Origin of the sequence: Actinacidiphila oryziradicis (assembly GCF_005047355.1) — a bacterium.
Taxonomy (GTDB): Bacteria; Actinomycetota; Actinomycetes; order Streptomycetales; family Streptomycetaceae; genus Actinacidiphila; species Actinacidiphila oryziradicis.
In genome coordinates this window covers 77,665-104,516 of the sequence record NZ_SUMC01000023.1, presented here as the reverse complement: position 1 = coordinate 104,516, position 26,852 = coordinate 77,665, and the positions used below count along the sequence as shown (strand labels likewise).

Genomic DNA, 26,852 nt, shown 5'->3' with positions numbered 1-26,852 from the left:
GATCGGTGTGCTCGACCGAGCCCTTACCGGGACTCTGGCTGCTCTGGCTGCTCTCCATGAACGACACGGTAGGAATGGCGCGACACGCGGCACACGTGACCGGATCACATATTTCGCCGCTCGACGATGATGACTGCGGCTGTACGGCAATCGCCCTGAGACGCCGTATGTCGCGAGGGGCGGCAGGTCCGGTCGCACACCTGGTGAAGGCAGCCCCTCGTCGATCGGGCCACGGCCTGCTCCGCAACCGGCTTGACCGGACCGGTGTCGCAGCGGCGCGAGCGGTCGAAGGGCCGAGCGCCCGGCGGTGCCCTGTTGCCAGAGGGACGGCGTCGGTGCCATGGGCGAGGACGCCATGGTCGCCCGTGCTGCGGTATCGGTCCAGCACATGTCCGACGGTAACCGCCGGGTCATAACGTCCTTTGGCAACAGCTGAGTTGGCGGTCGTGGAGGCACTCCACCGAGGCGGAACCGGTGTGGTGCCAGGCCGCGCGCCGCTCTGCCCCTCGTCCAGCCCGGGAGCCTTCATGCCCCTACCCACCATGCGCAGGTACTTCAGCCGCCTCACGACGACAGTCGTGCTCTGTGTCGTCGCGGCTTACCTGAGCGTCCTCTCGCCCACCGTACCGACCGCCGCGGCGGCCACCGGGACGTTCCAGCAGGTCACCAGCTTCGGTTCGAATCCAGGCAATCTGCAGATGTACGAATACGCGCCGGCGAACCTCCCGGCGGGCGCGCCTGTCGTCGTCGCCCTGCACGGCTGCACCCAGAGCGCCACCGACTACTACTCGAACTCCGGGTGGCAGAAGTACGCCGACATGTACGGTTTCGCGCTGGTCTTCCCGCAGACCACCTCGGCGAACAACTCGTTCTCGTGCTTCAGCTGGTTCGACTCCACCAAGGACACCCGGGGCAACGGCGAAGCGGCGTCGGTCATCCAGATGGTCACGCACGCCGAATCCCAGTACGGCTCGGACACCCATCGCGTCTTCGTCACAGGCCTCTCAGCGGGCGCCGGTATGACCGCTGACCTGCTCGCCGATTATCCTGACGTGTTCGCCGGCGGCTCGGTCGACTCCGGTCTGCCCGCCCAGTGCGCCACCGCCCAGACGCAGGCCTCCAGCTGCCAGACCAGCAACCAGAACCTCACTCCCGCGCAGTGGGGTGACAAGGTCCGCAACTCCGACCCCGGCTACTCCGGACCGTGGCCGCGCGTCGCCATCTGGCAGGGCACGGCCGACACCACTGTCTACCCGGTCAACGCCACCGAGCTGGCCGGCCAGTGGACCAACGCCTGGGGCATCAGCCAGACGCCGTCGAGCACGCAGAGCCTGCCCGGAGGCACCACCGAGAGCATCTACAACGACGGCGGCGGCAAACCGGCAGTCGAGCTCTACTCCATCTCGGGAATGGCCCACGGCCTCGCCGTCAGCCCCGGATCGAACACCGACCAGTGTGGTAGCACTGGCACGTACTACCTCAACTACATCTGCTCCAGCTACTACACCGCGAAGTTCTGGGGGCTGGACGCCGGGTCGTCCGGTGGCACAGGATCCCTGACCGCACCGACTGGGGTGGCGGTCACCGGCACCACGAACACATCAGTGTCCTTGTCCTGGAACGCCGTCAGCGGCGCTGCCTCCTACTCCGTCTACCGCGAGGGCACCAAGGCAGCGTCGACCACGTCGACGTCGTACACCGACACCGGGCTCGCCTCCGGCACCGCCTACAGCTATACCGTCGCGGCGGTCGACTCCTCCGGCAGGGTGGGCGCCTCCTCCACGGCGGTCACGGCGACGACCACCGGATACGCGCCCCAGTGCTTCACCACCAACAACTACAACCAGGTAGCGGCGGGCCGGGCCCACACCAGCGGCGGCTACACCTACGCCAACGGCTCCAACCAGAACATGGGCCTGTACAACACCTACGTTACGCATACGTTGGAGGAGACCTCCGCCGGTTACTACGTGATCGCTGATTCCGGCTGTCCTGCCTGACGGCTCATCAGGTACATCACCGCGCGCCCCGTGGCGCCGGGCCGTTCTGTGCGCTCCGCCGCGACCCGGGATCGCGGCGGAGCGCGGCTCAACAGCGCTTCACCACATCATCGTCCTACGGCGGTCTGCTGGGTGGGTGCCGTGTGGCATCGTGGGGTTCTCCCGCAAGAACGTGGACGCCACCGAGGCCCGCCAAAACCAGCGGTGGTGTCCGGAACCGACCTCCAGCCGATGCCATCGAAGCCTCCAGGACGGCAGTTCCGGAGGCTTTCGTACGCCTGGCTCCGGGAGGCTGCAGGCGTCTCCATCACGCCAACTTACCTGCTCAGAACGGCGGTTGGTCCGCCAGCGCTCTCCACCGCGCGCCGCGCTCCCGCGGCATCGGTCTGCTCAGCATCCGCTGTCGTCCGGGCACGCCCGACGGCATCGCCGCGGACGCTGTCTTCCTGCTCGGTCCGGACGCGGCCTCCGTCACCGGCACCGATCGCCTCAGACGCTGTACCCGCCGTCGACGCCCAGCGCCTGGCCGGTGATGAAACCGGCGCGGTCCGAGGCCAGGAACGCGACCGCTTCGGCGATGTCCATCGCGTCGCCGAAGCGGCGGAGCGGGATGTTGCGCCGGGTAATCTCCAGCGCCGCCTCGTCGAGGTCGCCGGAGGTGACCAGGCGTGCGGCTATGCCGTCGGTCAGCATGCCCGGGCCGACGCAGTTCACGCGTACGCCGTACCGCCCTTCCTCGGCGGCCAGCGCCCGTGCGACTGCCTCGACCGCCCCTTTCGTGCCCGACGAGAGCCCGTCGCGGACCGGGAACCGACGCGTGGCCACGGTGGTGACGGCGACGATGTTCCCCCGGCTTTCGCGCAGCCGCGGCAGCGCCGGATGGACCAGGTTGAAGAACGCCACCGCGTCCGCGTCGAGTTGGGCACGGTACTGACTTGGCGACACCTTGCTCAGGTGCACCATCGGCACGTGCGGGCCCGCCGCGTGGACGAGGGTGTGGATGCCGCCAAAGGTTTCGGCGGCCTCGGAGACGGCCCTCGCCGTGGCCGACTCGTCGGTCAAGTCAAGCCGCAGCGCGAGGACTTGACGCCCGTGTTCCCTGACGTCGCCGGCGAGACCGTCGGCCGCGGCCTGGTTGGCGCGATACGTGAACGCCACGTCGCTGCCCCGCCGGGCCAGCGTCCGGACGATCGCCGCGCCGATGCCACCGGTGCCACCCGCGACGAACGCGGCACCCGCCCTGCTGGAGAAGTCCGACATCGCGTTGCCTCACAGTCCCAGGGATTTGGCGACGATGACCTTTATGACCTCGCTGGTGCCGGCGTAGATGCGGGCGACGCGCGCATCGGTGTACAGCCGCGCGATAAGGTACTCCAGCATGTAACCGTGGCCTCCGAACAGTTGCAGGCAATGATCGACAGCCCGAGGCTGCATCCCGGTGCAGAACAACTTAGAGGCCGCGCGAATAGGTGGGGCGGGTTAAGGAGCGGGGCGAGGGCCCAAGTCTGGCAAGGCGGAGGTGGGGGCACCTCCCAGCGGTAGCTGGGGGAGGAGGCGACGCGGAGCGTCGTCGACCGACGACAACGCCGCCAGGCGCTGCCCATCGGCACGCGACGCCGCCCCACCTATTCGGGCGGCCTCTTAACCTTTGCCGCGTCGGCGCCGGACAGCTCGCCATCGACGAGGTCGCGCACCGCACGGTCTTGATGCCCATCTTGTTCAGGACCCGGCCGCGCGTGAACCCGGGCGTGCCGTCTTCGACGACCAGCAAGGTGAGGCCCGCCCGACGGTCGCCGGGATCGGTCGACGTCCGCGCCACCACGATCACCAGGTCGGCGAGCGGTCTGACGATGATGAAGGTCTTGGCTCCGTTGAGGACATAGCCGAGCCGCGCCGCCGTTGCCGGGGGCCTCAACTACCCGTCCGTGCAACGGAAAACATGTCCGTGCCGATAACCCGGAAGTCATTGACCCGCCACATGCCAGTCAATACCCTCACCGAGTGAAGTGTGATGAATCGTTTCACTCACCTCGGGGCTGCACCGTCCGTCACGGACGTCTTCGCCCTGCCAGCGGCACGGTCGGCCGCTCAGGTGGTTCATGCATGTTCTCTCCTTCCCCCTGGAGCAAACCATGATCACTGAACGGCGTGCCCGCACGCGCCGCCGCGCTGCCGCAGCCTTGAGTTGCGCACTCGCCCTCTTCGCCTGGACGCCCGCCCAACCCGCCTCCGCCGCCGCTCTGGCGTCGACCACGCCGTGGCCCTCGGCCCCCAACTGGCAGAGCTACGTCCAGACGCCGTCGAGCGCGACGGTGTGCCCGACCGCGGTGGTGAGCACGTCGGGGAGCGTCGCCGGCGCACAGAACCTCGTGTGCGGCGGATCGGGCACCACGACGCTGACCCTGGCCTCGGGCGGCGCCACCCCCACCATCGTGCTCGACTACGGCAAGAACGTCGGCGGCCTGCCGTACTTCGACGTCAGCGCCGAGTCCGGCTCGCCGACGCTCCAGGCCGGCTACAGCCAGGCCCTGCAGTACCTGACCGCGACGGGCGACGCCGCCATCCCGTGGGGCGAGGGCGACACCGCCCGCCACGACAGCTACACCGTCTCCGCTCCGGGGACCATCACCAACCACTTCGAGCAGGGCGGCGAGCGCTACGAGGAGATCACCCTCACCTCCCCGGGCACCCTCACCCTGAGCGGGGCGGGCATCAACTACATCGCCGACCGCACCACCGCCGACGGCTACCAGGGCAACTTCGTCTCCAGCTCGGACCAGCTGAACAAGATCTGGTACGACGGCGCCTACACCGCGCAGCTGGAATCCGCCCCGGCGGGTTCGCTGCCAGGCAACTGGACGGTCACCGGCGGCGCGCTCGACGCGGCCGGGGGCAACGCCGGTCTGCTCAAGCAGGGCACGTCCTGGGGCGACTACACGACCACGTTCGAGACCAGGATCGTGACCAACCAGGCCGGCTGGATGGTCCGCGGACAGGACGCGAACAACGGCTATCTGTTCATCCTCAACGCCGCCAACGACACCGCGGGCACGCCGAACACCCTCCAGGCGTTCGACCTGCACGGCGGGACGTACACCAACATCGGCAGCGTCACCCTGCCCTCCGGCCTGGCACCGGGCACCTGGCACACCGTCACCACGACTGCGTCCGGCACCGGTGTGACGGTCACGGTCGACACGGTGAAGGTCGCCACCACCGACTCGTCGTCCTTCCCGTCCGGCGCCACCGCCTTTTCGACCGGAACGGTGGGCTTCCGGGAATACGCGGGCGAGGAGGCCGACTTCCGCAACCTGAGCGTGGTGAACAGCTCCGGCACCACGCTCTACAGCAACACCCTCAGCAGCGCCACGGCGCTGTCGGACTTCAACGTCCCCGGCGGCACCAACGCCGTGGCGTCCATCCTCGACGGCGCTGCGCGCGACCGCGCCATCTGGAGCGGGGACCTGAACGTCGAGGGTCCCACCACCTACTACTCCACCGGCAACTCCGCCTACCTCAAGGGTGCGTTGCAACTCCTGGGGACCTACCAGCTCTCCAGCGGCTTTGTGACCGGCGCCGAGCCGCCGCAGGTGCCCCTGCACACCGGCACCCCGATAACGGGGACCACCGGCACCTACTCCGCCTCGTACTCGATGTACTGGGTCCTGGGCCTCGGGGCCTACTACCTCTACACCGGCGACACCGCGTTCGCGCAGCAGGAATGGCCGATCGTCCGATACGAACTGGCCTGGAACGCCTCCCAGCTCGACGCGAACGGGCTGCTCACCACTACCAATGACGACGGCGCCGACTGGGACTTCTACGACGCCAACAAGACCGGCGAGGTAACCGAGTACAACGTCCTGTACTACAAGGCGCTGCTCGACGGCGCGCAGATCGCCACCGCGGCGGGCCAGACCGCGCAGGCCGCTACGTACACCCAGCAGGCCGCCGCACTGAAGACGGCCATCAACGCCCAACTGTTCAACAGCTCGACCGGGCTCTACTACACCAGCAACACGCAGACCTCCGCGGTCGCGCAGGATGCCAACGCGCTCGCCGTCCTGTACGGGGTCGCGCCCGCGGCGAACAGCGCTTCGATCCTGGCGTCGCTCAAGACCAAGCTGTGGACCAGCGCCTATGGTCCGCTCCCCTTCTCCTCCGACTCCGGCAACAGAGCACTGGTCAGCCCGTTCGTCAGTGGCTACGAACTCGAGGCCCGGCTGGCGAACAACGACACGGCCAACGCCGAGCAGCTGCTCTCCAACGTGTGGGGTCACATGATCGCCCCGAGCGCCAACTCCACCGGGACCATGTGGGAGAACGTCTCCGCCGCCGACGGGACCCCGGGGCTGGGGTCCACCACCAGCCTGGCACACGGCTGGTCCACCGCGCCGACCAGCGTCCTGTCGGGCTACGTGCTGGGGATCCAGCCGACGTCCCCGGGCTACGGCACCTGGTCGGTTCAACCCCACCCCGGCGATCTGACCTGGGCCCAAGGGAAAGCCCCGACCCCGCACGGCGCCGTGCAGGTGTCCTGGGCAGGGGAGAGCGGGGTCAACCAGTTCGCGATGAGCGTGACTGCGCCCTCCGGCACCAGCGGCACGATCGCGGTTCCCACCTACGGCGCCGCCAACCCCGTCGTCGCGGTCAACGGGCAGGTGGTCTGGAGCGGCGGTTCGTTCACGGCGGCCACCGGTATCGGCGGTGCCCACCAGGACGCCAACTACGTCTACCTCACCGGCGTCCAGCCCGGCACCTTCCTGGTCGCCGCGAACCCGGGCGGAGCGGCGCCGGCCGGCTACACCCTGTGCGCGCAGCAGAATGGCACCTGCGCGTTCACCGGCACCCAGTCGGTGGCGTACGGGGCCAACGGCATCTACAGCTACAGCACACTCACCGGCGGCACCACCTGTGACGACACGGGGCTCGTCGACGCCGACTACGGCTTCGTCAAGTCCTGCTACGTCGGGCCCGTCAAGAGCGGTCCCAGCGGATCGGCGTACTGCGCCCCGGAGACCGGGCTGTGCGCCTTCAGCGGAACCCGTACGGTCGCCTACGGCGCCGGCGGAACCTTCACCACCAAGTCGCTCACCAGCGGGACCGCCTGCACCAACGCGGTGTTCGGCGATCCCCTGCAGGGCACGGTGAAGGACTGCTATCTCATGCCGGGCTGACGGCCTTACGCCCTCTGCCCCGGACCGCCGCGAGGTCCGGGGCAGAGGGAGCTGCAGGTCCCCATTTCGGCACGCCGCCCGCCGCCCGCCGCCCGCGCCATGATCGACCTCATGGCCCGCGGGCTGACCGGCGAGTGCAGGCAGCTCGCGGGACAGCTCCGCCAGCGGCACCGGGCTGTCCGGTGCGTCGACCAGGTTCTCCAGCGCGGAGCGGCCGGCCCGCGCTGACGTGCGGCGACGTCGAGGGCCGCGCCACCGTCCGGGGACGGTGGTGACCGCCGTCTTGATGACGCGCACGGCCCGCGCGGGCCCGTCCTGGCCCGCGCGGTCGAGCCGGCCGAGCGCGGCGGTGACGCCGGGGCCGTCGGTGCGGTTGAGCGCTCGCTCCAGCAGGGATTCCGCGGGGGTTTCGTGCGCGGTCAGATCGCGGTGGAGCGCGGTCACCATCAGGTGGTCGCCGACTCGGTCGGGGCGCAGAGCCAGCCCCTCGCCCGGCCCCGGCCGCAGGCAGTGCGTGAAGGTGCGGGCGATCAACCGGCGGAGCGGTTCGGCGGTGGGCGCGCTCAGCGCGGGTACGGCCGGCAGCGCCGCCACGGCGTTCGCCGGCCTGGGAGCGAGCAGCGTCAGGCAGGCGGCCGACAGCTGGAGCAGGCCGCACGGGGCCGCGACACCGGACAACAGGCGGGCAGCTTGCGCGGTCGCGGAGCCCGGCCGGGGAAGGCCGGCGCGCGTCGCGCGCCGCATCGCGATGTCGCCCGGCCGCAGGCCGGGGAGAACCTCCCCTACGCCCCCGGCGCGGAGCCGGGCTGCCAGCCCAGCGCCCGGGAGATGCCTCGCGCAGCGAGCCGTACGGCCGGGATCAGGGCGGGGGTCTGAGCGTCCTTGACGTGAACGACGACGGACACGGCCGCCACCACGTCGCCGCGCGGTCCCTGCACGGGCGCGGCGACCGACAGGGCGTCGTCGGTGATCTGGCGGTCGCTGACCGCGCAGCCGGTGCGCCGTACTTCGGCGAGCATCCGCCGCAGGCGGGCCGGTGCGGTCACCGTGTGCGGGGTGAAGGAGGTGAGGGTGCCGCCGCAGACCCGTTCCTGGAAGCCGGCATCGCAGTGGGCGAGGAGCGCGAGACCGACGCCGGTGGCGTGCAGTGGCCAGCGGGCGCCGACCTGGCTGCGTACGCCGACCGCCGAACGGCCGGATATACGCTCGGTGTAGACGACCTCGAGACCGTCCCGCACCGCGAGGTGCACATTCTCGTGTGTGGCCTCGTACAGGTCCTCCAGGAACGGCATCGCGGCCTGCCGCAGCCCGAGGCCGCGCGGGGCGAGCGCGGCGAGTTCCCACAGCCGCAGCCCGATGTGGTAGCTCCCGGACTCGTCGCGCTCCAGCGCGCCCCACCCCGTGAGGGTGCCGACCAGCCGGTGGGCGGTGGCGAGCGGCAGATCGGCCCGGCGGCTGATGTCGGTGAGGGACAGCGACGGACTGCGCAGGTCGAAGGCGTCCAGGACGGCGAGGAGGCGGTTCGCCGCGGTGCGTTCGCCGGGCTTGGCCACCGCTCAGTGCCCGTCGGGCTCGGCGACCCGCAGCAGCAGTGCGTGCAGCGTGTCCCGCTCGGCTTCGTCCAGCGTGGCCAGCAGCTCGTCGGTGACCCGGCTGCCGGCCCTGTCGGTGTGACGCAGCACGTCCAGGCCGTCCCCGGTCAGGACGACGATGCGGCTGCGCCGGTCACCGGGGGCGGGCCGGCGCTCTACGAGGCCGAGCTTCTCAAGATCGTCGACAAGGCTCACTATCGCGCTGGGGTCGTACCCGAGCTGGGTGCTCAGCTCCCGCTGGAGGGCACCGTCGACGGTCGCCAGATAGCGGATGAGCGCGTAGTGCCGCAGCCGCAGGCCCGACTCCTCCAGGGTCGCGTTGAAGAGCCGTCCCGACCGCAGGCCGAGGCGGTAGAGGAGGTAGCCGGTGTCGGCGTGCAGGCCGCGCATCCAGGGCGCGTCCGCCGCTGCGTCGGCGGCTCTGGCGGCGGGGCGGGGTCGCGCGGTGGCGATGGCGGGCTCCCTGGTCCGGGCCCTTGGCAGGGCGGTGTTGTGTGATGTGAGTATCCAGCATGGAGCACATCGAGGGTAAGAACAACTATTGACGAGAACAATGATTGGTCATAGCTTCGATCGTGCCGTCCTCCTCCCGACGAAGGGACACACCGACGTGTCGCCCGTGACACCTCCCAGCGCCGCTTCCGCCATCGACCTGACCGGCAAGGCGGCCGTTGTCACCGGCAGCGGGCGCGGCCTCGGCCTCGCCTACGCCACCGCCCTGGCCAGGGCCGGTGCCGCTGTCGTGGTCAATGACATCGACGAGGCGGTCGCCGAGCAGGCCGCCAAGACCATCACCGAGGCAGGCGGCCGCGCCGTGGCCGAGGCCGTCGCGGTCGGCACCACCGAGGCCGCCGAACGCCTGGTCGCCCGAGCCGTCGAGGCATTCGGCCGCCTGGACATCCTGGTCACCAACGCCGGAATCCTGCGCGACCGCGTCCTGTGGAAGATGACCGACGAGGACTTCGACGCCGTCATCGGCGTCCACCTGAAGGGCACCTTCACCCTCGCCCGCGCCGCGGCGGTTCAGCTGCGCGAGCAGGGCGAAGGTGGCAGCCTGATCCTCGTGGGGTCCCCGGCGGGCCAGCGCGGCAACTTCGGCCAGACCAACTACGCCGCCGCCAAGGCAGGCATCGCCGCCTTCGTGCGTACGTGGTCGATGGAGCTCGGCCGGGCCGGCATCACCGTCAACGCGATCGTGCCGGTCGCCGCCACCGCCATGACCGAGACCATCCCGGCCTTCGCCCCGTACATCGAGGCCATGCACCGCGGCGAGCCGCTGCCGGACTTCCTCCGTAAGGGCGAGGGCTTCGGCACCCCCGAGGACTGCGCCGCCCTGATCCCCTTCCTCGCCTCCCAGGCCGCCCGCGATGTCACCGGCCAGTGCATCGGCATCGGCGGCGACAAGCTCGCCCTGTGGTCGCACCCGCAGGAGGTCTCGCTCGCGTACGCCGACGGCGGCTGGACCCCGGAGACCATCGCCGCCACCTGGCACACCTCTGTGGGCAGCGAGCCGCAGTCCGTCGGCATCCCGGCCCCGAAGATCCCGGGGGAGTGAGTCCCGTATGACCGGTATCGATGTGGGTATCAACGTGGAGAACCTTGTCGCGATCGATGTGCACACCCACGCGGAGGTGTCCTCCAAGGGCCATGCCTCCCTATCCGACGATCTGAGCGAAGCCTCCGGCGCGTATTTCAAAACCGAGGGCAACCGCAAGCCCACCCTGGAGGAGACCGCCGCGTACTACCGAGAGCGCCGGATGGCCGCGGTGATCTTCACCGTGGACGCCGAGTCCGCCACCGGCACCGAGCCCGTGCCGAACGAGGAGGTCGCGGAGGCCGCCGCCGCCAACGCGGATGTGCTGATCCCCTTCGCGAGCATCGACCCCTTCCGGGGCCGGGCCGGGGTGAAGCAGGCCCGCCGGCTGGTGGAGGAGTACGGCGTCAAGGGGTTCAAGTTCCACCCCAGTGTCCAGGGATTCTTCCCCAACGACCGGTTCGCCTACGAGCTCTACGCCATCATCGAGGAACTCGGCGCGATCGCCCTCTTCCACACCGGCCAGACCGGAATCGGCGCCGGGGTCCCGGGCGGTGGCGGCATCCGGCTGAAGTACTCCAACCCGCTGCACATCGACGACGTCGCCGCCGACTTCCCGCATCTGCAGATCATCCTGGCCCACCCCTCCTTCCCCTGGCAGGACGAGGCTCTGGCCGTCGCCACCCACAAGCCCGGCGTGCACATCGACCTCTCCGGATGGTCGCCGAAGTACTTCCCGCCGCAGCTGGTGCAGTACGCCAACACCCTGCTCAAGGACAAGGTGCTCTTCGGCTCCGACTTCCCCCTCCTCACTCCCGACCGGTGGCTCGCCGACTTCGAGAAGCTGCCCATCAAGGACGAGGTACGGCCGAAGATCCTCAAGGCGAACGCCGCCCGGCTGCTCGGCCTCACGAAACCGTAAGGGGCCCTCCGATGCGCAACGAGGGACTGGGGTCGTGGCCCGCACGCCGGGCCCGTAAGACCCCGCACCGCACTGCCCTGATCCACCAGGACCGGGCCACCAGCTACGCCGCTCTGCACGAGCGCACCACCCGGCTCGCCCACGCGCTGCGCGCGGCCGGAATCCGGCGCGGCGACCGGGTCGCCTATCTCGGCCCGAACCACCCCTCCTACCTGGAGACGCTCTTCGCCACCGGGGTACTGGGCGCCGTCTTCGTACCCCTCAACGCCCGCCTCGCCGGGCCGGAGATCGCCTACCAGCTGGCCGACTCCGGGGCGAAGGCCCTCATCCACCCGTCCTCGCACGCCGTCCTGGTCGACGGCATCCGCGGCGAGACGGACGTGCGCGTCCGCATCGTGGTGGACGGTGACTACGAGGAGCGCCTCGCAGCCGCCTCCGACGAGCCGATCGACGAACAGATCGGGCTCGACGACACCTGCATCGTCATGTACACCTCCGGGACCACCGGCCGCCCCAAGGGAGCGATGCTCTCGCACTCCAACCTCACCTGGAACGCTTTCAACGTCCTGGTCGACCAGGACGTGGCCACTGACGAGACGGCCCTCGTCTCGGCGCCGCTGTTCCACACGGCCGGGCTCAACATGCTGACGCTGCCGGTCCTGCTCAAGGGCGGCACCTGCGTCCTGGTCGAGGCCTTCGATCCGGGCGCGACCTTGGACCTGATCGAGCGGTACCGGATCACCTTCATGTTCGGTGTGCCGGCGATGTTTGACCAGGTGTCCCGGCACCCGCGCTGGGCGGAGGCCGATCTGTCATCCCTGCGCATGCTCAGCTGCGGCGGATCCCCGGTCCCGGCCCCCCTGATCGCCGCGTACCAGGCCCGGGGACTCACCTTCCTGCAGGGGTACGGGATGACCGAGGCCGCTCCGGGTGTGCTCTTCCTCGATGCCGAACACAGCGTCAGCAAGGCGGGTTCGGCCGGGGTTCCGCACTTCTTCAGCGACGTACGGGTGGTCCGGCCCGACCTCAGCCCGGCCGGGGTCGGAGAGACAGGGGAGGTCATCGTGCGCGGTCCGCACGTCATGCCCGGGTACTGGGGGCTGCCGGAGGAGACCGCGGCGGCGTTCTCCGACGGCTGGTTCCGTACCGGGGACGCCGCGCGTACCGACTCCGACGGCTATGTCACCATCGTCGACCGCCTCAAAGACATGATCATCTCGGGTGGCGAGAACATCTACCCCGCCGAGGTCGAGGAAGCCCTGCTGGCCCACCCGGACATCGTTGAGTGCGCCGTCATCGGGATGGCCGACGAGAAGTGGGGCGAGGTCTGCCGCGCCGTCGTCGTGGCGCGCCAGGGCGCGTCGCTCGACCCCGAGGAGGTCCTGGCCTCGCTGGCCGGACGGCTCGCCAAGTACAAGATCCCGAAGTCCGTCGTGGTGGTGGAGGCCCTGCCGCGTACGGCCTCCGGCAAGCTGCTCAAGGCCCGGGTGCGCACCCTGCACGGCTCGGCCTGATCCGCACATCCGCACATCCTCAACGCATCGCAACAGGAGACCCCATGGGCATCACCGTCAACGGCCTGGACGAGCTGAAGAAGCTGGCCGGCAGCGACCTGGGCACCAGCGACTGGATCGAGGTGACCCAGGAGCGCATCAACACCTTCGCCGACGCCACCGGCGACCACCAGTGGATCCACGTCGACGTCGAGAAGGCGAAGGAGGGCCCCTTCGGCGCGCCCATCGCCCACGGCTGTCTGACGCTCTCCCTATTCATCCCGCTCTTCACCGAGCTGCTCGACGTCGACGGTGTCACCACCAAGGTCAATTACGGCCTCAACAAGGTGCGCTTCCCCGCACCGGTCAAGGCCGGCTCGCGGATCCGGCTCGTCGCCGGGCTCGCCGACGTCGAGGAGGTCCCCGGCGGCCTCCAGGTCACAGTGGACGGCACCATCGAGATCGAGGGCGGCGCGAAGCCGGCCGCGGTGCTGCAGAGCGTCTCGCGCTTCTACGCCTAGCGGTGCGCCGACGGAGGCCGGCGAGCGTTGCCGGCCTCCGGGTTATAGGGTGTTCTTGAACTCTCAACCACGTGTAGGAGAGGCGAACCCCCGTCATGACCGAACAGAGCTCCCGTCACAACACTACTTTCACCACCGACGGCCGCGAGGCCTACGGCTATCTGGCGCTGCCCCCGTCCGGGCAGGGGCCGGGTGTGATCGTGATCCAGGAATGGTGGGGCCTGGACGACCATATCGCCGACCTCACCGAGCGGCTGGCAGCCGAGGGCTTCGTCGCCTTCGCCCCGGACCTCTACGGCGGCCGGGTCGCCCATGAGTCGGACGACGCCCTGCGCATGATGCAGGAACTGCCCGTCGAGGAGGGCGTCCGCCGGCTCTCGGGCGCGGTTGACTACCTCCTCGCCCACCCGGCCGTCACCAGCGACAAGGTAGGTGCCATCGGCTTCTGCATGGGCGGTGGCTTCGTCCTGCTCCTCGCCGCGCGGGAGGGCGACCGCATCGCGGCGGCCGTCCCCTTCTATGGTGTGATCCAGGGCGAGCTGCCGGACTTCTCCGGCCTCCGGGCTGCCGTACAGGGCCACTACGGGCAGGACGACCCGACCGTCCCGGTGGAGTCCCTCGCCCCGCTCGCCGAAGCGATCGAGAAGGGCTCGGGGCAGGCGCCGGAATTCCACCTCTACCCGGCCGGGCACGCCTTCGTCAACGACCAGCGCCCCAGCTACCACCCGGCCTCCGCCGAGCTGGCCTGGCAGCGCGCGGTGGCCTTCCTGCACCGCCACCTCGATCCTGCGGCGTAGGCCGTGTCCGGCCGGTGACCCGGCCAGTGACCCTCCAGCACCCGGAGGGTCACTCCTTCCTGGTGCCCTCGGTCAGATACGAGACGACCATGTCGCCGAGCATCGTTCGATAGCGGTCCCGCAGGCCCGGATCGAGCATGTCGCGGCCGAACAGCGCGCAGAACGTATGGCGGTTGGCCACCCGGAAGAAGCAGAACGAGCTGATCATCAGATGCAGGTCGACGGCGTCGATCCCGCCGGTGAAGACGCCCTCGGCGCGGCCCGCCTCCAGGATGCGCGCGGTGATGTCGATCGCGGGCGTGTTGAGCTTGCTGAGCGTGGGCGACGCGAGCATGTGCTCCGCGTCGTGGATGTTCTCGATGCTCACCAGACGGATGAAGTCCGGATGCGCCTGGTGGTGGTCGAAAGTAAGCTCGGCGAGCCTGCGGATCGCGGCGACCGGGTCGAGATGCTCGACGTCGAGTTGCTGCTCCAGGCCGCGGATCTCGGAGTAGGCCCGCTCCAGGACGGCGGTGAAGAGCTGCTCCTTCCCGCCGAAGTAGTAGTAGATCATCCGCTTGGTGGTACGGGTGCGGGCGGCGATCTCGTCCACCCGGGCGCCCGTGTAACCGATCCGGGCGAATTCCTCGGTGGCGACATCAAGGATCTCCGCCTGGGTCCGCGCCGCGTCACGCACCCTTGCGGGCGTACGGGGCGGGGGCGGGACGGCGGTCATACGACTCCTCGCGGGCTGCGGGTACGGCTCGCACCAAGTCTAGGGCGCGCCCGTGTCGCGGGGGCGCGCAGGTGACCGGTCCGGTCCGGGGGGCTCCGCTGGGCCGCGGGGCCCCGTATTGCTTAACGTTCTGGTTCGTACATTGTCCGGGTGTGAACGATGCGCCTCGGTGATCCCATGACCGCCCCCCGCCGGAGGACGAAATGCGTAAGTCCATCGCCACGGTGTCGCTCAGCGGCTCGCTCGCCGAAAAGCTCGCCGCCGCCGCGGCCGCGGGCTTCGACGGCGTCGAGATCTTCGAGAACGACCTGCTCGCCAGCCCGATGAGTCCCGAGGAGGTCCGTCTCCGGGCCGCGGACCTCGGTCTCGCCATGGAGATCTACCAGCCCTTCCGCGACTTCGAGGCCGTCCCGGCCGACGTCCTCGCCCGCAATCTGCGCCGGGCCGAGCACAAGTTCCGGGTTATGGAACGGCTCGGGGCCAACCAGTTGCTGGTCTGCTCCAGCGTCTCCGAGGACACCGTCTCCGATGACGCCCTGGCGGCGGAGCAGCTGCACCAGCTCGCCGACCGCGCGTCGGCGTACGGCATCCGGGTCGCGTACGAGGCCCTCGCCTGGGGCCGCCACGTCAATACGTACGACCACTCCTGGCGCATCGTCGAGCAGGCGGACCACCCCGCGCTCGGCGTCTGCCTGGACAGTTTCCACATCCTGTCGAGGGGCTCCGACCCGAGCGGCATCCAGGAGATCCCCGGCGAGAAGATCTTCTTCCTCCAGCTCGCCGACGCGCCCCTGATGGCGATGGACGTGCTGCAGTGGAGCCGCCACTACCGCTGCTTCCCCGGCCAGGGTGGCCTCGACGTCGCCGGTCTGGCGCGCCGGGCAGTCGGGGCCGGGTACGACGGGCCGCTGTCACTGGAGATCTTCAACGATGTATTCCGGCAGTCCGACGCCCACCGCACCGCAGTCGACGCGATGCGCTCGCTGATCACCCTGGAGGAGGCCGTAGGCCTCGCCCGGCCGCCCGCGCCGGTGGTACCCGCCGGATTCGCCTTCGCCGAACTCGCCACCCCCGAGACCGACCGGCTCAGCGGACTGCTCGGATCGCTCGGCTTCGCCCGTACGGGACGGCATACCGGAAAGCCCGTGGAGCTCTGGGAGCAGGGGCACGCGCGGATCCTGCTCAACACCGGCGGCCGTACCCGGCGGGAGGGCCCGGCACTCGCCGCCGTCGGTCTGGAGACCCCGGCTCCCGCGGACTCCGTCAAGCGCGCCGAATCACTGCTCGCCCCCGTCCTGCCGCGTCGCCGTGCCGACAACGACGCGCCGCTGGACGCCGTCGCCGCGCCCGACGGCACCGAACTCTTCTTCTGCCGTACCGGACACCCGGACCACCCGAGCTGGACCGCGGACTTCGCCCCGGCCGCCGCCCCGCCCGAGCCGGCGGCATCCGCCGGTATCACCCGGATCGACCATCTGGCACTCACCCAGCCCTGGCACCACTTCGACGAGGCCTCGCTGTTCTACCGCAGCGTCCTGGGCCTCCAGCCGGACGAGAGCCTCGAACTCGCCGACCCCTACGGCCTCATCCGCAGCCGCGCCGTGACCGCCCCCGACGGCGCGGTCCGCATCGCCCTCAACGTGGCTCCCGGCCCCGGCGAACACGACCTTCCCTGGCAGCACGTCACCCTGGCCACCGGCGACATCGTCGCCACCGCGCGCCGGCTGCGTGATCTCGGGGCCCCGCTGCTGCCGATTCCGGGCAACTACTACGACGACCTGGAAGCCCGCTACGACCTGGGCCCGCAGACGCACCGCACGCTCCGCTCGCTCGGCATCCTCTACGACCGTGACGAGCACGGCGAGTTCTTCCACCTCTACACGGTCACCGTCGGGCGGGTCTTCTTCGAGATCGTCCAACGCACAGGCGGCTACCGCGGCTACGGTGCCCAGAACGCCTTCATCCGCATGGCCGCCCAGCACGCCCACCGCTGACGCTGCCGCTGGGCATCGGCGACAGCGACCGGTACCGGTGCGGCCGCCGGTGTCCCGCAGCCGGCCTGCGACGGTGGCCATGTGAGAGCCCGCGGCACCGCCGACGGGACCGGCCTCCGGCAGCGGCCTCTGTCTGGAGAGCGCAGGCCGGCAGCGTTGTCCGGGTCCGGTGGGGCAGGACGGTGACCGGATCGGTCCGCATCGGGGCATGATGGTGCCTTCAGCCGGGCGCCGTCCAGGCCGCAGGATCGAGGCATGACAACAGCACTGATCGTCATCGACGTCCAGGAGTCCTTCCGCCGGCTGCCCCTGTGGCAGGCGGTCTCCGATCCCGGCATCGCAGGGCAGGTGAGCCGGCTGGTGGAGGCCTCACGGGACCGCGGCGACCTCGTCGTCTGGGTCCTGCACTCCGAGCCGGGCAGTGACACCGTCTTCGACCCGGCGAGCGGCCATGTGCGTCTCATGGACGGACTGGCCGCCGCCAAGGCCGAGCCACAGCTCACCAAGACCTCGCACAACGCCTTCACCACCACCAACCTCCAGCAGATCCTCACCGAGCGCGGCATACGCGAACTGGTCGTCTGCGGCATTCGCACCGAGCAGTGCGTGGAGACCACCGCCCGGGTCGGCTCCGACCTCGGTTACGCCATCACCTTCGTGACCGACGCGACCGCGACCACCCCGCTCGAACACCGGGATTCTCCGGCGGGCCGCAGCGTCGCCGAGATCCTCGCCGATCCTCGTACGCTGTCCACCGACGACCTCATCACCCGCACCGAATACGCGCTCGCCGGCCGCTTCGCCACGGTCACCACCGTCAAGGAGCTGACCGGATCGTGACCCACGTCGTCTTCCTGCTCGTGCCGCAACTGCACATTCTCGATCTCGCCGGTCCCGCCCAGGTGTTCTCCACCGCGGACGACTTCGGGTACGGATACGAGATGGGTTACGTCGCCGAGCAGGAGGACGTCCCCACGGCGCAGGGCCTGCCGCTACGGGCCCGTACCGACTGGCCGCGACTGGAGCCCGACGATCTGGTGATCGTGCCGGGCTGGCGGGCTCAGGGGCCGGGGGCCGGAGGCCGGATCGGCGAGGCATCCCTCCAGCGGATCCGCGAGCACCACGCCGGTGGCGGGACGGTCGCCAGCGTGTGCGCGGGCGCCGAAGCGCTGGGCCGGGCCGGGCTGCTCGACGGGCGGCGCTGCACCACCCACCACGAGGTGCAGGACGAACTGGCGCGGCGCTTCCCGCGCGCCCGGCTGGTGCCCGACGTGCTGTATGTCGTGGACGACCGGGTGGTGACGTCCGCCGGTATCGCCAGCGGCATCGATATGACCCTGCACCTCGTCGCGGTCCGGCACGGGCCTGCCGCCGCGGGCCGCGTCGCCCGCTCGATGGTGGTCTACGCCCGTCGCAACGGCGACGAGCAGCAGGCCAGCGCCATGCTGCGGCACCGGGCCCACCTCAGCGACTCGGTGCACCGGGTCCAGGACCTGATCGACGCACGGTTCGGTGACAGTCTGCACCTGGCGGACCTCGCCGCCGCCTCCGGGGTCAGCGAACGGACCCTGACCCGGCGGTTCGGCGAGGTGACCGGGATGACCCCGTTGCGCTACCAGCAGCTGCTCCGGGTGGAGCGTGCCGAGCACCTGATCGGCCAGGGCACGACGGTCGAGTCGGCGGCCCGGGCGGTCGGCTTCCAGGACGCCCGGATGCTGCGCCGGCTCAGGGCGCGCGATGCTCCCGAATTCGCGCCGGCAGGCCCAGCGCCTCGGACACCTCGATGAGCTCGCGGTCCAGCGCCGGCGGGCCGTCCGGCGGCAGGGCCGGCGGCGCCGGCGGGCCGCCCGACTCCGCCGCGTCGGCGACGCCGTACAACGCCGCGCGGTAGGCCGCGAAACCTGCCGGAGAAGGTGCTGCACGGACGGCGCCGGGTTCGGACCGCCAGGAGGAGGAGAGCGCGAGATAGCCGATCCGCTGAGTGGCGGCGACCGCCAGCCAGAGCTCCTCGGCCCGTCTGCGCACCGAGGGGAGCTCGCCGGCCGCCGCGTCGTAGGCGGCGCGCAACGCGATCAGCCCGCGCTGGAGCTCCCGCCGGGCGCGCAGGGCGTCGCCGTCCCACTGGACGCCCCGGCCCGCGTGTCCGAACACCTCGGCGCTGTCCCGCAGCACCGCCGCCAGCCGGGACCGCAGCCGTTCCACCGCACCGCCACGGCGGGCGAACATCCCGACGGTGATCGCCACCGCGCTGCCCACCAGCGTGTCGAGCAGCCGTGCGCCCAGCAGCTTGGAGGGCGCCAGGGGATTGCCGGTCTGCTCGATCACCAGCAGTGCCAGCGGCGTGATGAAGCAGCTCGCGAGTGCGTAGTTGCGGGTGACCAGCACTTCCATGATGTACTGCAGCGCCATCAGGATCAGCAGCAGCGCGACGCCGCCCGGGCGGGCCGCGGTGATCGCGGCGGTGAGCAGCACCCCGACCGCCGTACCGGCCGACCGTTGCAGACCGCGGTGGAGCGCCTCGGTGCCGTGCCCCGCCACACCGCCCAGTACGGCGGCGGCGGTCACCGCGCCCCAGCCCGGCTGCGGAATGCCGATGGCATGGGTGACCGCGTCGGCCACCAGCACGGCGCCCGCGATACGGAGCGCGTCGCCGGGCACCTGTGAGGTGCGCGAGGCCGCGGCGGCCAGGAGCGTACGGGTGGCGGGCAGGCCGAACGGGATCCGGGCGTCGGGCGGGGGAGCGGGCGACTCCTCCTGCGGCGGCACCGGGTCACCGCGCAGGGAGGCGGCGAACCTCTGGTGCGTGTGGTGGGCCCGCGCCCGCAGCAAAGTGGCGGCCTCATCGGTGCGCCCGGTGTCGGCCAGCGCGGTCCACGCGCGGTGCAGTGCCAGCCCCGCCTGGTGCCGCGCGGCGTCTTCCCCGGGTGTGCCGACGGCCTCCAGGAACCCCGCCACCGCCCGCCGCGCCCCTCGTACGGCAGCCCGCTGCGGGCCCAGCGGCGCGATCAAAGCGCCCGACATCGAGATAAGCCAGCACATGGCTGCCGCGCTTGCGACCAGCGCGGCGTTCCGCAGCACATGGCCGGACGGCATGCTGGTCCCGGTCGCGCACAGCAGTACGAACATCACCACGCCCGGCGGGGGGATCTGCACGGCCAGACAGCAGAATCCGGCCGCCCCGGCGACCACCGCGACGACCAGAACCCCGAGCCAGGCCGGGTGCGCGGCCAGCTGCCCGGCCACCAGCGCGGTCGTCAGCCCGGCCCCCACAGCCGCCATTCGTACGGCCCGCCGCGCATACGGCTCACCGGCCCCGTAGAGACCGGTGAACGCGCCCAGGGTGGCGATGAACCCGTGCTGGACGTGCCCGGTGGCCAGACCGATGGCGATCGGCAGCCCGAGACCGAGCGCGGCCCGCAGCGCGGCCGGCGTCCGCGGGGCGGAGGCGCGCAGCATGAACATCGCGCGGGGGGCGGGGGCACGGGGAGCGGGCGGGCGGTGCGAGTCGTTTGACATTTGTGAGGGGATTCTCGGGTCGGGGCGCGGAATCTGTTCCTCCGCTCGTGATCATTTTAGTTGAGCCGACTCACCCGGTGCCGGCAGGCGGTTCGCCTTCGGATGAGCACACTCCTCCGTGTACGCTCCCGGCATGCCCACGGCCCTCATCACCGGCGCCACCGCTGGAATCGGCGCGGAATTCGCCCGGCAGCTCGCGGCGGACGGCTTCGACCTGGTCCTGCTGGCGCGCGACGCGCCCCGGCTGGCGCAGACCGCCGAACGTTACCGCACCGCCTACGGCGTCGGCGTCGAAGTACTGCCGGCCGACCTCTCCACCGACGAGGGAATCGCCGCCGCCGAACGCCGCGCCGCCGAAGGCGTCGACCTGCTGGTCAACAACGCCGGATTCGGCCAGCACGACCGCTTCCTCAAGGCCCCGCTCGCCGACGAGCTCGCCATGCTCAAGGTCCACTGCGAGGCCGTGCTGCGGCTCACCCACGCCGCGCTGCCCGGGATGATCGAGCGCCGTCGCGGCGGGGTCATCAACGTCGCCTCGGTGGCCGCCTTCTTCGCCCGAGGCACGTACAGCGCGACCAAGGCCTGGGTCGTCAACTTCAGCGAGAGCGTGCTCCAGGACATCGGGGGCAGCGGCAGCGGCGTCCATGTGATGGCCCTCTGCCCGGGATGGGTGCACACCGAGTTCCACGCGCGCTCCAACATGGACAAGTCCGCCGTCCCCGACTTCATGTGGCTGAACGCCGACGACCTGGTGGCGGCGGCCGTGCGCGACTTCCGGCGCGGCGCGATCGTCAGCGTCCCCGACGCGAAGTACAAGGCGCTGGTAGGGCTCAGCAAAATCGTCCCCCGCGGCCTGGCCGGCCGGATCGCCTCCCGCAACGGCCGCAGCTACCGCTGACGGCGGTCCGCACGCGGCGGCACGCCGTCAGCGGCAACCTCGGTCAGTCCCGCCCGGCGCCGGGGACCGTGACTCCGCCGGCCGCCGAGATCCGGTCGATCTCAGCGAGCTCGCCCTCGGTCAGCGGAGCCGACTCCAGGACGGCGAGGTTCTGGTCGAGCTGCGCCACGCTGCTCGCGCCGAGCAGCACGGAGACCACGCGCGGGTCGCGCAGCACCCACGCCAGCGCCAGCTGGGCCAGTGTCTGGCCGCGCTCGCCCGCGAGCTTGTTCAGGGCGTGCAACAGGGTGAGCTTCTCCTCGGTCAGCGCGTCGCGCCTCAGGAAGTGCCCGACCGCCATCCGTGAGTCGGCCGGCACGCCGTTCAGGTAGCGGTCGGTGAGCTGGCCCTGGGCGAGCGGGGAGAAGGCGATCAGGCTGGTGCCGGTCTCGCCGACCGCGTCCAGGACCCCGTTCTCCGGGGCGCGGTGGAGCATGCTGTACGCGGCCTGGTGGATCAGAAGCGGAGTGCCGAGCCCGCGCAGGATGTCGGTGGCCTGCCGGTGCTGCTCGGCAGGGTAGTTGGAGATCCCGGCGTAGAGGGCCTTGCCCTGGCGTACGGCCGTGTCCAGCGCGCCCATGGTCTCCTCCAGGGGCGTGTCGGGGTCGTAGCGGTGGGAGTAGAAGACGTCGACGTAGTCCAGGCCCATGCGGCCCAGCGACTGGTCGAGACTGGCCAGCATGTACTTGCGGCTGCCGAACTCGCCGTACGGGCCGGGCCACATGTCGTAGCCCGCCTTGGTGGCGATGAACAGCTCGTCGCGGTAGGGCCGGAAGTCGTTGCGGAAGTGGGTGCCGAAGTTGGCCTCGGCCGAGCCGGGGGGCGGGCCGTAGTTGTTGGCCAGGTCGAAGTGGGTCACTCCGCAGTCGAAGGCCCGGCGCAGGATGGCGCGCTGGGTCTCCAGCGGAGCGGTGTCGCCGAAGTTGTGCCACAGGCCGAGGGAGACCGCGGGCAGCCGCACACCGCTGCGGCCGCAGCGCCGGTAGTCCATGGAGTCGTAACGGTCGTCGGCGGCGAGATAGTTCACGCGGTGGCTCCTGGTGGGTCCAGTAGGAAAATGTGCGCGAATGTGAGGCTACCTTCCCAAGGCTGCCGTCCACAGTCCGGCCTATGAACCACGTCGGGCCGGAGTTCACCCGATAGGTGCGGAAAGCTGGGAAAACGTATCCGTCTCCTGACCTGCCGCCTACCTTCGGGGAAGGCACAGCAGACGAAAACTCCCCAGAAGGCGTGACCGATCGTGGGCGGATACGAGTCGCGACGCGCTGTCGGCTTCCCGGCGGAAACGACCAGTTTTGTGGACCGGCGGCATGAAGCGGCGGAGGCGAAGCGGTTGCTGTCCGTCTCCCGGCTGCTGACGCTGACCGGGCCCGGCGGGGTGGGCAAGACCCGGCTGGCGGCGCGGGTCGCGGCTCAGCTGTCGCGTGCGTTTCCCGACGGCGTGTGGCTGGTGCCACTGGCCGCGCTCCAGGACGAGGGACTGGTGCCGCATACCGTGGCCGCCGCCCTGGGCATCCGTGACGAGCGCGGCGGCCGCCCCATGGAGGCGTTGATCGAGTATCTGCGCGACCGGCGGCTGCTCCTGGTGCTGGACAACTGCGAACACCTGCCGCAGGCCTGCGCCGTGCTGGTCGCCGCCGTGCTGGCAGCCGCCCGGGGGGTACGGATTCTGGCCACCAGCAGGCACCGGCTGGGGCTGACCGAGGAACACCTGCTCGACGTACCGCCGTTGCCGTCGCCCGACCCGGAGGAGCTGGCCGGCCCCGGTGTACCGGGCGGGCGGTACCCGGCGCTCGATCTCTTCGCCGACCGCGCGGCGGCGGTGGTCCCCGGATTCACCATCACCGCCGAGAACCAGCAGGCCGTCGCACGGCTCTGCCGCCGGTTGGACGGCCTGCCGCTGGCGATCGAGCTCGCCGCCGTCCGGATGCGGGCGCTGGGGGTCGACCAGCTCCTGGAGCGGCTGGACGACCGCTATCGGCTGCTCACCGGCGGCAGTCCGGCCGTACCGCCCAGGCACCAGACACTGCGCTCGACGGTGGACTGGAGCCATGGGCTGTGCACACCGCAGGAGCAGTTGGTGTGGGCCCGGCTGTCCGTGCTCGTCGGAGGCTTCGACCTCGACGCGGCCGAAGCGGTCTGCGCGGACGAGCGGCTGGGCCGCTGTGGCGTCTTCGAGGCCGTGGCGGGTCTGGTGGACAAGTCGGTCCTGATCAGGGAGGCCGGGACCGATGGCCGCCCGGTCCGCTACCGGCTGCTGGGATCGCTGCGGGACTACGGCCTGGAGAAGCTGTCCGGGCTCGGTGAGGCGGCCATGGCCCGGCGCCGGCACTGTGACTACTTCCTGCGTCTGGCCGGGGGTTACGAGAAGCGGTGGTTCGGCCCGGGGCAGTCGGAGGCGGTGGCGCGGCTCCGGGCGGAGCAGGACAACCTCCGAGGTGCCCTGGACTTCTGCCTGTCCACCGAGGGTGAGGCCCAGTCGGCGCTGCACCTGGCCGGGACCCTCTGGTTCTACTGGTCCGTCAAAGGGGCCTGGGGGGAGGGACGGTACTGGCTGGACCAGGCCATCCGAGCCGGGGCCCAGCCGACCGGGGCCCGTGCCAAGGCACTGTGGCTCGGCGGGCTGCTGGCCCTGATCAACGGCCGTTCGACCGCTCTGCTCGCCCTGGAGGAGGCCGCCGGACGCGAACGGCAGCCCGGCGACGACCTGCCGGTGGCCGTGGCGCCGTTGGACCTGGCCCCCGCCCGGTCGCGGGACGGCGGTGAGATGATGACATTCGCGATCCTCACCAGGGTCGAACTCGCCTGCACCCTCGTCTTCCACGGGCGGCCCGAACGCGCGGTACCGCTGTGCGCGCAGGCACGGGCGGTCTGCGAGGCGCACGGTGAACAGTGGGCCCTCTCCTACGTTCTGCGGATCCTCGCCCTGGCCCAGTGGGCCCTGGGCGATCCGGAGAGCGCCGCCGGGCACGCGCGTGCAGCCCTACGGCTCAAGCACCTGATCCGTGACACCCACGGCCTCGGCAGGGTCCTGGACATCCTGGCGCTGATCGCCGTGGAACTGGGCGCGGTGGAGCGTTCCGCCGTCCTGCTCGGCGCGGTCGCCCGGCTCCGCAGGGAGACCGGCCGCAGCGCGGATGAGTCCGGCAGCCGGGCTGAGCGGCAGACCCGGCAGGCGCTCGGCGAGTGTGTTTTCCGACGGGCTTTCCGGTACGGGGCCGGGTTATCCCAGGCCGAGGCCGTCGCCTATGCGTTGGAGGAGGCGCCGCCGCCGGCCGTGGATCCCGGCCCGCGGAATACCGGCTCGGCGAATACGGCCGAGCCGGCCGCTCCCGGGCTTACCCGGCGCGAGACCCAGGTGGCGGAGCTGATCGCCCGGGGGCTGACGAACAAACAGATCGCCGAGACACTCGTGATCGCGCGGCGCACGGCCGAGGGCCATGTGGAACGTATCCTCAACAAGCTGGGGTTCGGCTGCCGCAGCCAGGTGGCAGCGTGGATCGCGTCCGGAGTGGTTCCCGAGCGATCGTCACCGTCGGCGTAGTCTCCTGCCGCCGGCGGCACCGGCCGCCCCGGAGCGCACGGACGGCTGACAGCCCGGTCCGCGGTCCGTGATCTCCCCGTACAGCTCCCCGGGACGCGAGCGCACCACGGTCCGCCCCGCCCCGCCCCCGTGTGCCGGAGCGTTCCCCGCGTCGCCCCGGGCGAAGTCCCTCCGCGTGAGGCGTTCGCCGGTCATGGGTGCTGCCGCTCCACCTCGAGGATCGGCTGGGGCACGGCGCCCGAGCCGAGGCCCCGCACGACGACTTCCAGCAGCGGGCCGCAGCGGATGGTGACCCGGCTGTCCTCCGGGAGTGCCGCCGCGGCGCTGATCAACTGCCACGCCGAGTGCGCTTCCATGAAGCACAGGTTCCTCAGGTCGAGTTCGAAGTGGAACGGGCTGCACAGCTCGGGCTGCCGCAGCGCGTGGCGCAGCGCGGCGACGAACTTCTCCCGGGTGCCCGGATCGGCGGTTCCGGCGATCCGCCGGCCCGCCGGGGTGTCACTGACATGGAGCGCGTCGAGGCATTCTCAGGACCCGTATCGGGTGGACCCGGTCCATGGAGGTGAGCAGCTCGTTGCCGAACCGGGTCCGGTCGTACCAGCAGATCGCGGTGAACCGGCGGTCGGCGAACAGCGGCGCCAGGGAGCCTCGTAGTCCACCACCAGCCGGCCGTGCACCCCGGGTTCCAGGACCCAGGTCCTGTCCTCCGGCCGGTCGCGCCCCAGCAGCACCTTCTCCTTCCGGGCCAGGCTGGTCCGGGTGTAGGCAGTGAGTACCTGCCACTGGGATCTGCTGTCGGTGAAGGCCATGCACGAGTGGTCGCCCGGCTCCAGCCGGTCCACCGGTACGGTCCGTGAGCCGTCTGCCGTCCATTCGGGCACTGTGGGCATCTCCTCCTATCCCATTCATCTCATCCCGTTCCAGAGGCTATGGGATGTGCCGGGCGCTATAGGCACATCAACCACAAATACCAACACATGGGCGGAAGGTGACCGGCGCCGCTCGAAGGTGACGGCAAATGATCACTCTGCGAAGCGGGTACCGGAACAGGTATTTCTCCCCGTCCGCGCGGGCGGGCGGGGAGTCCAGGGTGGAGCGGGTCCGGGCACGGCCTACCGGCCGACAGGCGTTCGAAGGATTGTCACGCTCATGCGCGAAACCGTTTCACTGGGCCATTCCACGGGCGGCGTCCACTGCGGCATCGCCCTCGGGCCGGGACTGCCGTCGCTGCGGCAGGCCAGGGACCGTACCCGCGGTCAACTGGCCGCCTGGGGGATCGTCGAACAGGCCGACACCGTGGTGCTGCTGGTGAACGAACTGGTCACCAACGCGCTGTGTCACGCTCCCGGTCCGGTGCGGCTCAACCTCTTCCTGGAGAACGGCATCCTGCACTGCGAGGTCCTGGACGGGCACCGGACCCGACCCCGGCCGGGCCGGGCGGACGTCCAGGACGAGAGCGGCCGCGGCCTGCGTCTGGTCGAAGCCCTGGCCGGCCGCTGGGGCAGCCATCCGGTGGACGAGGGCAAGGCGGTCTGGTTCGAGCTGTCGGTCTCGGTTCAATAACGGTGCGGCCAGGCGTTGGTGGACTCCGCCCGACTGAATGCACATCGCCGGGCCGGGGATTAATGAGAAGGTGAGCGTTGTCACTCATGAAGCACCCAGCGGAATGACATCGCGACTGTGCGTCGATTGTTTTCCTTAATCGTAACGCGGGAAATTGATCGAATTACAGAGGGTCAGTGGCCTGTGCACGTGGAGCGGGCACAGGCTACGCAAAGTTACTGTTCTTCATGGACACCTCACGGATTTTCCAGCTAGATGTTTAGTGCTCTTGCCCTTCTCCGAGGCAGTCGTCTAGCTTCACAGTCCCGCAGGTCAAATGCTTGCGGGAATCTGCCGGGCGGAACGCCGAATCCTGCCGCCGCACGGCAATCGGAAACCAGAGCGCTTACGGCAGGAGCGGGGGACCCAGGTCAGTTGCCGTTACCGGAAGTTCGGTACGGCTAGGGGTGAAGTCGCATGTGGAGCACCGGAATCGGTGCGCCCTGCGGCCGGGCATCTCCAGCCCGAACCCGACAGCTTACCTCGCAGGCGTCGGAGAGGAATTCGG

Annotated in this window: 22 protein-coding genes, 1 pseudogene and 1 riboswitch; of the genes and pseudogenes, 13 read left to right on the top strand and 10 right to left on the bottom strand. The window is 70.5% G+C overall.

The window, feature by feature from the left end; translation table 11 throughout:
- The first annotated feature begins 527 nt into the window (after positions 1-527).
- Positions 528-2,000 carry an extracellular catalytic domain type 1 short-chain-length polyhydroxyalkanoate depolymerase gene (locus FCI23_RS23540; RefSeq protein WP_136725922.1) on the top strand — a complete coding sequence of 491 codons (1,473 nt, stop codon included), beginning with the start codon at positions 528-530 and terminating at the stop codon, positions 1,998-2,000.
- Between the two features lie 489 nt (positions 2,001-2,489).
- On the opposite strand, the gene FCI23_RS23535 is transcribed toward FCI23_RS23540, so the two are convergent.
- From FCI23_RS23535 to FCI23_RS63105, 3 genes and pseudogenes are all read right to left on the bottom strand, one after another.
- Positions 2,490-3,260, bottom strand: a complete 771-nt coding sequence (locus FCI23_RS23535; RefSeq protein ID WP_136725921.1) for an SDR family NAD(P)-dependent oxidoreductase — start codon at positions 3,258-3,260, stop codon at positions 2,490-2,492.
- 9 nt (positions 3,261-3,269) lie between these two features.
- Positions 3,270-3,461: pseudogene (locus tag FCI23_RS23530) on the bottom strand (acyl-CoA dehydrogenase family protein); the annotation flags it as partial.
- Positions 3,451-3,828 carry a hypothetical protein gene (locus tag FCI23_RS63105; RefSeq protein ID WP_407646015.1) on the bottom strand — a complete coding sequence of 126 codons (378 nt, stop codon included), beginning with the start codon at positions 3,826-3,828 and terminating at the stop codon, positions 3,451-3,453. The pseudogene FCI23_RS23530 and the gene FCI23_RS63105, both read right to left, overlap by 11 nt.
- Before the next feature lie 304 nt (positions 3,829-4,132).
- Here FCI23_RS63105 and FCI23_RS23520 point away from each other — a divergent pair, with 304 nt between their 5' ends.
- Positions 4,133-7,177: an alpha-L-rhamnosidase-related protein gene (locus FCI23_RS23520; protein WP_136725920.1), complete on the top strand. Its 3,045-nt coding sequence runs from the start codon at positions 4,133-4,135 to the stop codon at positions 7,175-7,177.
- A gap of 782 nt (positions 7,178-7,959) precedes the next feature.
- Here the strand turns inward: FCI23_RS23520 and FCI23_RS23515 are convergent.
- Positions 7,960-8,730 (bottom strand): IclR family transcriptional regulator, encoded by a 771-nt coding sequence (locus tag FCI23_RS23515; protein ID WP_136725919.1) that lies wholly within the window; start codon positions 8,728-8,730, stop codon positions 7,960-7,962.
- Between the two features lie 3 nt (positions 8,731-8,733).
- Entirely contained in the window at positions 8,734-9,159 is a 426-nt protein-coding gene (locus tag FCI23_RS23510; protein ID WP_136725918.1) for a MarR family winged helix-turn-helix transcriptional regulator, read from the bottom strand.
- Between the two features lie 229 nt (positions 9,160-9,388).
- Between FCI23_RS23510 and FCI23_RS23505 the strand changes: the two genes are divergently transcribed.
- The 5 genes from FCI23_RS23505 (at position 9,389) to FCI23_RS23485 (ending at position 14,036) form a co-directional block, all read left to right on the top strand.
- The gene (locus FCI23_RS23505) at positions 9,389-10,324 is read left to right on the top strand and encodes an SDR family NAD(P)-dependent oxidoreductase (RefSeq protein WP_322973885.1); all 936 of its coding nucleotides are present in this window, start codon (positions 9,389-9,391) and stop codon (positions 10,322-10,324) included.
- Positions 10,325-10,331: 7 nt separating this feature from the next.
- The gene (locus FCI23_RS23500; protein ID WP_211265448.1) at positions 10,332-11,225 is read left to right on the top strand and encodes an amidohydrolase family protein; all 894 of its coding nucleotides are present in this window, start codon (positions 10,332-10,334) and stop codon (positions 11,223-11,225) included.
- Positions 11,226-11,236: 11 nt separating this feature from the next.
- Positions 11,237-12,739 carry an acyl-CoA synthetase gene (locus FCI23_RS23495; RefSeq protein ID WP_136725916.1) on the top strand — a complete coding sequence of 501 codons (1,503 nt, stop codon included), beginning with the start codon at positions 11,237-11,239 and terminating at the stop codon, positions 12,737-12,739.
- Positions 12,740-12,783: 44 nt separating this feature from the next.
- Positions 12,784-13,239 carry a MaoC family dehydratase gene (locus FCI23_RS23490; RefSeq protein WP_136725915.1) on the top strand — a complete coding sequence of 152 codons (456 nt, stop codon included), beginning with the start codon at positions 12,784-12,786 and terminating at the stop codon, positions 13,237-13,239.
- A gap of 95 nt (positions 13,240-13,334) precedes the next feature.
- Complete coding sequence (locus FCI23_RS23485) at positions 13,335-14,036, top strand: dienelactone hydrolase family protein (RefSeq protein WP_136725914.1); 702 nt, start codon at positions 13,335-13,337, stop codon at positions 14,034-14,036.
- A gap of 49 nt (positions 14,037-14,085) precedes the next feature.
- Here the strand turns inward: FCI23_RS23485 and FCI23_RS23480 are convergent, their stop codons facing one another.
- A complete protein-coding gene (locus FCI23_RS23480; RefSeq protein ID WP_136725913.1) occupies positions 14,086-14,751 on the bottom strand; it encodes a TetR/AcrR family transcriptional regulator in 666 nt (221 codons plus the stop codon).
- A gap of 203 nt (positions 14,752-14,954) precedes the next feature.
- On the opposite strand from FCI23_RS23480, the gene FCI23_RS23475 reads away from it, so the two are divergent.
- The 3 genes from FCI23_RS23475 (at position 14,955) to FCI23_RS23465 (ending at position 18,532) form a co-directional block, all read left to right on the top strand.
- Positions 14,955-16,745, top strand: coding sequence for a bifunctional sugar phosphate isomerase/epimerase/4-hydroxyphenylpyruvate dioxygenase family protein (locus FCI23_RS23475; RefSeq protein ID WP_136725912.1), 1,791 nt, complete (start codon positions 14,955-14,957; stop codon positions 16,743-16,745).
- A gap of 255 nt (positions 16,746-17,000) precedes the next feature.
- Positions 17,001-17,585, top strand: coding sequence for a cysteine hydrolase family protein (locus tag FCI23_RS23470; protein WP_136725911.1), 585 nt, complete (start codon positions 17,001-17,003; stop codon positions 17,583-17,585).
- The gene (locus tag FCI23_RS23465) at positions 17,582-18,532 is read left to right on the top strand and encodes a GlxA family transcriptional regulator (protein ID WP_136725910.1); all 951 of its coding nucleotides are present in this window, start codon (positions 17,582-17,584) and stop codon (positions 18,530-18,532) included. Before FCI23_RS23470 ends, FCI23_RS23465 begins: the two co-directional genes overlap by 4 nt.
- Here the strand turns inward: FCI23_RS23465 and FCI23_RS23460 are convergent.
- A complete protein-coding gene (locus tag FCI23_RS23460; RefSeq protein ID WP_136725909.1) occupies positions 18,471-20,261 on the bottom strand; it encodes an FUSC family protein in 1,791 nt (596 codons plus the stop codon). The two genes, FCI23_RS23465 and FCI23_RS23460, sit on opposite strands and share 62 nt — an antisense overlap.
- Positions 20,262-20,394: 133 nt before the next feature.
- On the opposite strand from FCI23_RS23460, the gene FCI23_RS23455 reads away from it, so the two are divergent.
- Positions 20,395-21,159 (top strand): SDR family NAD(P)-dependent oxidoreductase, encoded by a 765-nt coding sequence (locus tag FCI23_RS23455; RefSeq protein ID WP_136725908.1) that lies wholly within the window; start codon positions 20,395-20,397, stop codon positions 21,157-21,159.
- A gap of 43 nt (positions 21,160-21,202) precedes the next feature.
- Here the strand turns inward: FCI23_RS23455 and FCI23_RS23450 are convergent, their stop codons facing one another.
- Entirely contained in the window at positions 21,203-22,225 is a 1,023-nt protein-coding gene (locus FCI23_RS23450; protein WP_136725907.1) for an aldo/keto reductase, read from the bottom strand.
- Positions 22,226-22,438: 213 nt separating this feature from the next.
- On the opposite strand from FCI23_RS23450, the gene FCI23_RS23445 reads away from it, so the two are divergent.
- Positions 22,439-24,742, top strand: a complete 2,304-nt coding sequence (locus FCI23_RS23445; protein ID WP_136725906.1) for an ATP-binding protein — start codon at positions 22,439-22,441, stop codon at positions 24,740-24,742.
- A 191-nt stretch (positions 24,743-24,933) separates the two neighbouring features.
- Here FCI23_RS23445 and FCI23_RS59985 read toward each other — a convergent pair whose 3' ends face one another.
- Positions 24,934-25,098, bottom strand: coding sequence for a hypothetical protein (locus FCI23_RS59985; RefSeq protein WP_246143928.1), 165 nt, complete (start codon positions 25,096-25,098; stop codon positions 24,934-24,936).
- A gap of 171 nt (positions 25,099-25,269) precedes the next feature.
- Complete coding sequence (locus tag FCI23_RS59980; RefSeq protein WP_246143927.1) at positions 25,270-25,632, bottom strand: hypothetical protein; 363 nt, start codon at positions 25,630-25,632, stop codon at positions 25,270-25,272.
- Positions 25,633-25,891: 259 nt separating this feature from the next.
- Here FCI23_RS59980 and FCI23_RS23435 point away from each other — a divergent pair, with 259 nt between their 5' ends.
- Positions 25,892-26,305, top strand: coding sequence for an ATP-binding protein (locus tag FCI23_RS23435; protein WP_246143926.1), 414 nt, complete (start codon positions 25,892-25,894; stop codon positions 26,303-26,305).
- 372 nt (positions 26,306-26,677) lie between these two features.
- Positions 26,678-26,851: riboswitch (cyclic di-AMP (ydaO/yuaA leader) on the top strand.
- Position 26,852 lies beyond the last annotated feature (1 nt).

Excerpts from the sequence above, each read along its gene's own strand:
- FCI23_RS23485 (WP_136725914.1), top strand. The coding sequence starts at position 13,335 with ATGACCGAACAGAGCTCCCGTCACAACACTACTTTCACCACCGACGGC.
- FCI23_RS59980 (WP_246143927.1), bottom strand. The coding sequence starts at position 25,632 with ATGCCCACAGTGCCCGAATGGACGGCAGACGGCTCACGGACCGTACCG.
- FCI23_RS23490 (WP_136725915.1), top strand. The coding sequence starts at position 12,784 with ATGGGCATCACCGTCAACGGCCTGGACGAGCTGAAGAAGCTGGCCGGC.
- FCI23_RS23475 (WP_136725912.1), top strand. The coding sequence starts at position 14,955 with ATGCGTAAGTCCATCGCCACGGTGTCGCTCAGCGGCTCGCTCGCCGAA.
- FCI23_RS23435 (WP_246143926.1), top strand. The coding sequence starts at position 25,892 with ATGCGCGAAACCGTTTCACTGGGCCATTCCACGGGCGGCGTCCACTGC.
- FCI23_RS23470 (WP_136725911.1), top strand. The coding sequence starts at position 17,001 with ATGACAACAGCACTGATCGTCATCGACGTCCAGGAGTCCTTCCGCCGG.
- FCI23_RS23495 (WP_136725916.1), top strand. The coding sequence starts at position 11,237 with ATGCGCAACGAGGGACTGGGGTCGTGGCCCGCACGCCGGGCCCGTAAG.
- FCI23_RS23510 (WP_136725918.1), bottom strand. The coding sequence starts at position 9,159 with ATGCGCGGCCTGCACGCCGACACCGGCTACCTCCTCTACCGCCTCGGC.
- FCI23_RS23500 (WP_211265448.1), top strand. The coding sequence starts at position 10,332 with ATGACCGGTATCGATGTGGGTATCAACGTGGAGAACCTTGTCGCGATC.
- FCI23_RS23460 (WP_136725909.1), bottom strand. The coding sequence starts at position 20,261 with ATGTCAAACGACTCGCACCGCCCGCCCGCTCCCCGTGCCCCCGCCCCC.
- FCI23_RS23520 (WP_136725920.1), top strand. The coding sequence starts at position 4,133 with ATGATCACTGAACGGCGTGCCCGCACGCGCCGCCGCGCTGCCGCAGCC.
- FCI23_RS23480 (WP_136725913.1), bottom strand. The coding sequence starts at position 14,751 with ATGACCGCCGTCCCGCCCCCGCCCCGTACGCCCGCAAGGGTGCGTGAC.
- FCI23_RS23540 (WP_136725922.1), top strand. The coding sequence starts at position 528 with ATGCCCCTACCCACCATGCGCAGGTACTTCAGCCGCCTCACGACGACA.
- FCI23_RS23535 (WP_136725921.1), bottom strand. The coding sequence starts at position 3,260 with ATGTCGGACTTCTCCAGCAGGGCGGGTGCCGCGTTCGTCGCGGGTGGC.
- FCI23_RS59985 (WP_246143928.1), bottom strand. The coding sequence starts at position 25,098 with ATGGAAGCGCACTCGGCGTGGCAGTTGATCAGCGCCGCGGCGGCACTC.
- FCI23_RS23455 (WP_136725908.1), top strand. The coding sequence starts at position 20,395 with ATGCCCACGGCCCTCATCACCGGCGCCACCGCTGGAATCGGCGCGGAA.